Annotated in this window: 5 protein-coding genes; 2 read left to right on the top strand and 3 right to left on the bottom strand. The window is 63.1% G+C overall.

Annotation, left to right across the window (positions count from 1 at the left end):
- On the bottom strand, positions 1-740 hold a 740-nt coding region (modA, locus tag AC4FAH_RS04815), incomplete at its 3' end, for a molybdate ABC transporter substrate-binding protein (RefSeq protein ID WP_490245724.1).
- 557 nt (positions 741-1,297) lie between these two features.
- On the opposite strand from modA, the gene AC4FAH_RS04810 reads away from it, so the two are divergent.
- On the top strand, positions 1,298-2,212 hold the full coding sequence (locus AC4FAH_RS04810; protein ID WP_288986532.1) for a LysR family transcriptional regulator: 915 nt from the start codon (positions 1,298-1,300) through the stop codon (positions 2,210-2,212).
- A 106-nt stretch (positions 2,213-2,318) separates the two neighbouring features.
- Here AC4FAH_RS04810 and AC4FAH_RS04805 read toward each other — a convergent pair whose 3' ends face one another.
- On the bottom strand, positions 2,319-3,008 hold the full coding sequence (locus AC4FAH_RS04805; protein ID WP_490245723.1) for a glutathione S-transferase C-terminal domain-containing protein: 690 nt from the start codon (positions 3,006-3,008) through the stop codon (positions 2,319-2,321).
- An 86-nt stretch (positions 3,009-3,094) separates the two neighbouring features.
- Positions 3,095-3,814 (bottom strand): glutathione S-transferase N-terminal domain-containing protein, encoded by a 720-nt coding sequence (locus AC4FAH_RS04800; RefSeq protein WP_153636485.1) that lies wholly within the window; start codon positions 3,812-3,814, stop codon positions 3,095-3,097.
- A gap of 389 nt (positions 3,815-4,203) precedes the next feature.
- Between AC4FAH_RS04800 and AC4FAH_RS04795 the strand changes: the two genes are divergently transcribed.
- Positions 4,204-5,763, top strand: a complete 1,560-nt coding sequence (locus tag AC4FAH_RS04795) for a carbon-nitrogen hydrolase family protein (protein ID WP_054555679.1) — start codon at positions 4,204-4,206, stop codon at positions 5,761-5,763.
- Positions 5,764-5,800: the final 37 nt, after the last annotated feature.

Below are 5,800 nucleotides of genomic sequence, written 5' to 3'. Positions count from 1 at the left end.
AGCCAGGCCGAGAAGGCCTCGGCCTGTGACGACGGCGCGTCACCGCCACGACTGATCAAGGCGGCAGGATAGTGGATGGGGTCATGGCTGCTGTCCGGCAGCAGGCCGATCTGATGCACCCGATGGCTGATGGCGGCGTCGGTGGCATAGACGATCCCCAGCGGGGCCTCGCCATGCTCGACCAGCGCCAGCGCGGCGCGCACGTCCTCGGCGCTGGCCAGGCGCGAGCGCAGCGTCTGCCACTGCCCCAGCGCTTCCAGCGACTGGCGCGCATAGATGCCCGCGGGCACGTGGTCGGGGTCGCCGACGGCCAGGCGAGTATTGCTGCCGGTGGCGGCGAGGCGCTCGGCCACATCGGTGACATCCTCGGCATTGCTGACACTGGCGTCCAGCTGGCTGGGGCCGGGCGCGACCAGCGCGAGACGGTTGCCCAGCAGGTCGTGACGGCCGGTGACGACGATGCCGGGCTGCTGCTCCAGCCAGTCCATCCAGCGCTCATTGGCCGACAGATACAGCTGCGCCGGAGCCCCATTGGCCAGCTGACGCGCCAGGGTCGAGGACGAGGCGTAGACCGGCATGATGTCCACGTCGGCGAGACGCTCGTAGCGCGCCTCGATGGCATCCAGCGCATCATGCAGCGAGGCGGCGGCCATGACACGAATCTGGGGGCGCTCGTCTGCCTGAACCGGCGCGGCCAGCAGTGCCAGCATCAACGGGGCCGCCAGGCTGGCGCCTCTCAACAGCGCTGATGAAGAAGATAGTGCTGATGAAGGAGTTGGCGCTGATGACGAAAGCCGTAGCGGAGAGGCAAGCAAGGCGGCCCGGGCGCGCAAGCGGGTAGCGAATGACATCTACAGGGTCCTTGAACAGTGAAACGCAGCGACGAGGCCTGCTGCGCATTGATCTCGCCATGATGCCGCGCTCGCTCGCCATGTGCATCTCATGTGGGCGCAATTGCCGCGCGGGGCGCGGAAACCGTCAACCCTGATTGTCGAACGCCAGCGGCATGAGGCTCGCTTGAGGCTCGCTGGCTGCCTGTCAGCGCCCATCTGCCATCAGGCTTGGGCTGGTCAGCGACAGCCGCCGGCTGGCGGATGTTTCGCCGCATCCGGCTACAGGCAAACGCGAATCACTCACATGTATGCCATTCGCTCGATCAGATCGGCTACAATGCTGGCCAAAATGGCAGGGAGACGCTGGCCCACACCCCAGCAACGACGCGATTCCTGCTTTCATGCTTTCTTTCACGCTATTTGCCGCTTCAACGGCAGACAACAGCGGCGGGTGCCACCAAGTCATGCCTCCAGTACTTGACGAATTTCAGGGCCTCAGTGCCTTCGATGCCATCATGCGCTACGGCAATCTGGGCGCAGGAGCCGAGCATCTCGGTATCTCCAAGTCCACGCTCAGCCGCCGGATCAGCCATCTCGAACACCAGCTCGGCCAGCCACTGCTGCATCGTCAGGCCAACCGCCTGATTCCCACCGAGGCCGGCACGCTGTTCTATCAGTACTGCCAGCAGATGCTGTCGCTGGGCGAGCGCTCGCAGATCGCGCTGGATGAACTGCGCGAGGAGATCAGCGGTGATATCACCGTCAGCGCGCACCCGCACTTCCTGCGTGGCTGGTTCAATCATGTGCTGACCGACTTCATCGAAGAGTATCCGGGCATTCGCCTGACCCTGACCGCCAACCACCTGCCGCCGTCACGCGATGATGACCAGGTGATGCTGTGGCTATGGGAAGGGCCGGCCAAGGACACCGGGCTGCGCGAGGAGATTCTGGGTCAGCAGCAGCAACATCTCTACGCCCACCCCAGCTATCTGCACAAGCACGGCCATCCGCAGCACCCCAGCGAGCTGACCTCCCATGACTGGGTCAATCTGATCGACCGCCATCACCCCAATCTGGTGCTCAATCACCCCGAGGAAGGCGAGTATCGCCTGAGCCTGCCACCGTCACGCTTCACGGTCGACAACGTGGTGGTGCATGCCGACCATATCGCGCACGGCGCCGGTATCGGCCTGCTGCCGGACTACCACGTGCGCACCCGGGCGACGGCGCACCCGGGACAGTTCGAGGCCTGCCTGCCCGAGTGGAAGGGGCCGTCGATTCCGGTCAGCCTGCACTATCCCTTCGGGCACCCGCCGCGCAAGCTCGGCGCGCTGCTCGACCATATCCGCCGTCGTGTGCCGACGGACTGGACCCGCTGATCTGTCGGCCTGACAGCGCTGCAGGCCGACAGATCAACGGTTGCTTCAAACTTCTCAGCTCTACAATTTCACAGCTTCACGACTTCACAGCGGCACTGACTGCCCGTCAGGATTGCTGGCCGAACAGATGACGGCGCGCTTCCTCAACCATCGCCACATTAGCAGCCGGATTGATGTCGTCGATGCGCGCCATTGCCCGCTTGACGCCATCACGCTCGGCGATGCGGGCACGATAGGCGGCGACCGCCGGGAAGCGCGTCAGATCGATCTCCTGCTTCTCGGCCTTCAGCCACGGCCAGATGGCCATGTCGGCGATGCTCAACTCGTCCCCCGCCACGAAGTCACGCCCCGCAAGCTGGCGCTCCAGCACGCCGTAGAGGCGCTCGCCTTCCTTGTGATAGCGCTCGATGGCGTATTCCACCGGTTCTGGCGCGTAGTGCTTGAAGTGGTGCACCTGACCGAGCATCGGCCCCAGGCCGCCCATCTGCCAGTGCAACCACTGCAGCACATCATTACGCGCGCGCGTCTCGCGCGGCAGGAACTTGCCGCATTTGTCGGCCAGGTACTCCAGAATCGCGCCGGACTCGAACACCGAGATCGGCTCACCGCCATCAGCAGGCGCATGGTCGACGATCGCCGGCATGCGATTGTTGGGCGAGATGGCCAGAAACTCCGGCGCGAACTGCTCGCCCTTGCTGATGTTCACCGGAATGAGACGGTACTCGAGTCCGGCTTCCTCCAGAAAGATCGTGATCTTGTGGCCGTTGGGCGTGGTCCAGTAATACAGATCGATCATCATGGGCTCCTTGTCTGGAACAGCACGACATGGCCCGAACGCCCTTCAGCGTTCGGGCCATGAGAAAGGTCATCTCCGATGCGAGATTACTGCGCAATCTCGCTGGCACGTGGCGCCTTGCGCGCCATGCCGTCGTAGAGATCCATCATGCGCTCGCGCCACTGCACCAGCGGATCACTGGGGTCTTCCGTCTCGCCGAAGGGCGAGGTGTCAGAGACGATATGGGCCCAGATGAAGAAACCGAAGATCAGGTAATCTGCCGCCGCCGGGGCATCACCATCCATGAAAGGCTGATTGGCGAGTAGGCCACGCAGCGGCTTGAAGGCGCTGTCGAGAATGCCGCGCGCGATCTCGACGTTATGGAACTCCTCGAAGGACATGCCGAAGCGGGCTTCACGGGCGCTCTGGAAGTACTCGCGGTCACCCGGGTGAATGGCCTGCACCAGATCCAGCGCCACCAGGCGGAAGAAGCCGACGGCCATGACCTGCTCGGCATAGACCTTGACGAAATTCAGACGCGCCTGCGCCTGGGCATCACCGATCAGCGGGCCATTGCCGGCGTTCGGATAATGCGCGTCCAGATGCTTGAAGATGTCATAGCTGTCCATCGCCACGCCGTGCGCATCCTTGAGCACCGGCACCGTGGTGGAATCGCAGAAGTCGATCGGGCTCTTGTCGGTGAACAGCATCGGCACGAGTTCTGCCTCGATGCCCTTGTGCGCCAGGGCCAGACGTGCGCGCCAGCAGAACGGCGAGAAACGCAGGCGGTCATCACGGCCACGCAATTCATAGAGGACTGGGGTCATGCGGGTCTCCTGGGGTGTCATTGAGGTCTGGTGTCACTAAGGCCTGGGGTCATTGGGGCCTGGGGTCATTCAAGCTTGATATGAACGGCGTGACTTCGCTGCGCGCGTCCTGCCCCTGGCAATGTTTTGGACGTTGTGCCGCGCAAATGCAAGCAAAATGAGCATTCGTTCAATATCGCACCGAGCGCCATTCAGGGCGCCAGGGCTCGCCGGCCCTTGCAGTGACGCGAGGTTGGACCCATTGATGAGGGTTGCGTGACCAGGGCCGGACATTGACCAAAGGATATTGATGACACCCGGCCTCGACAGCGCGAATAATGGGGCCTATCACTTTCGCGCCAGCCACTTCCTGCCCTGATCCCCTCTTTCATTATTTCCAAGGAGTCTCGATGTCCGTCGAAGACCTGCACCTGAACCTGCGCAACCTGCAGGAATCGGACTACCCCCAGCTCAAGCGCCTGATGGACGGCATCTACGACGACATCGGTGGCGCCTGGCCTGAGCACACCATCAACCGTCTGATCGCCGAATTCCCCGATGGCCAGATCGTGATCGAGGATGGCGACAGGCTGGTCGGTGTCGCCCTGACGGCGCTGGTGGATTACGACGCCTTCTCCAACCCGCACAAGTACGACGACCTGATCGGCCAGCGCGAGATCATCCTCAACAAGGAGGATGGCGATGCGCTTTACGGTCTGGATGTGCTGATCGACGTCGACTACCGCGGCTATCGCCTCGGTCGCCGCCTGTACGAGGCGCGCAAGGACCTGTGCCGCTCGATGAATCTGCGCTCGATTCTGGCCGGTGGACGCATTCCCCAGTACCACGAATACGCCGCCGAGCTCTCGCCCTCCGAGTACATCGACAAGGTGGAGCGTCGCGAGATCCATGACCCCATCCTGTCGTTCCAGCTGGCCAACGGCTTCCTGGTCAAGCGCCTGCTGCGCCAGTACCTGCCGGAAGACGAGGATTCCCAGGGCTACGCCACGCTGCTGGAGTGGAGCAACATCCTGTTCGAGCCCGCCGAGCGCGTGCTGGAAAGCCGCAAGACGATGATTCGCGTCGGCGCCGTGCAATGGCAGATGCGCAAGTTCGACAGTGTCGAATCCGTGCTGCAACAGGTCGAGTACTACGTCGACGCCCTGTCGGATTACCAGAGTGACTTCGCCGTCTTCCCGGAGCTGTTCAACACGCCGTTGATCGGCCTTTTGGAAGACCAGAGTGACCCGGTGCGTTGCATCCGCTACCTCGCCGGCTTCACCGAGCGCTTCAAGCAGGAAATCTCGCGCATGGCGGTGGCCTACAACATCAACATCGTGGCCGGCTCCATGGTCGAGATCGGTGACGACAACGAGCTCTACAACGTCACCTACCTGTGTCACCGCGATGGCGAGATCGACCGTCAGGCCAAGCTGCACATCACGCCGCAGGAGCGCCGCGACTGGATCATCAAGGGCGGTGACGAGCTGGCCGTGTTCGAGACCGACGCCGGACGCATCGGCATGTTGATCTGCTACGACGTGGAGTTCCCGGAACTGTCGCGTCTGCTGGCCGATCAGGACATGGATATCCTGATGGTGCCGTTCTGGACCGACACCAAGAACAGCTACCTGCGCGTGCGCAACTGCGCCCAGGCGCGTGCCATCGAGAACGAATGCTACGTGGTGGTCTGCGGCAGCGTCGGCAACCTGCCGTCGATCGAGAGCCTCGACATCCAGTACGCCCAGTCAGCGGTGTTCTCGCCGTCGGACTTCTCCTTCCCGCATGACGCGGTGATGGCCGAGACCACGCCGAACACCGAGATGATCATGTTCTCGGATCTCGATCTGGAGCGTCTCAAGGTGGTGCGCAGCGAAGGCTCGGTGACCAACCTGAAGGACCGCCGCAAGGACCTCTTCGAGCTGCGTCTGCGTGACTGGTCGTGGAAGTCCGGCAGCCGTCAGGACTGAGCCGATGACGCACTGGTGGCAACGGCTGTGGCAGCGC

Source organism: Cobetia sp. (genome assembly GCF_983723665.1).
Note: the sequence above shows the minus strand (reverse complement) of the source record. Positions and strands in the feature narration are given on the sequence as shown.

Coding starts and splice junctions, on each gene's coding strand:
- AC4FAH_RS04810 (WP_288986532.1), top strand. CDS start 1,298: ATGCCTCCAGTACTTGACGAATTTCAGGGCCTCAGTGCCTTCGATGCC.
- AC4FAH_RS04805 (WP_490245723.1), bottom strand. CDS start 3,008: ATGATCGATCTGTATTACTGGACCACGCCCAACGGCCACAAGATCACG.
- AC4FAH_RS04800 (WP_153636485.1), bottom strand. CDS start 3,814: ATGACCCCAGTCCTCTATGAATTGCGTGGCCGTGATGACCGCCTGCGT.
- AC4FAH_RS04795 (WP_054555679.1), top strand. CDS start 4,204: ATGTCCGTCGAAGACCTGCACCTGAACCTGCGCAACCTGCAGGAATCG.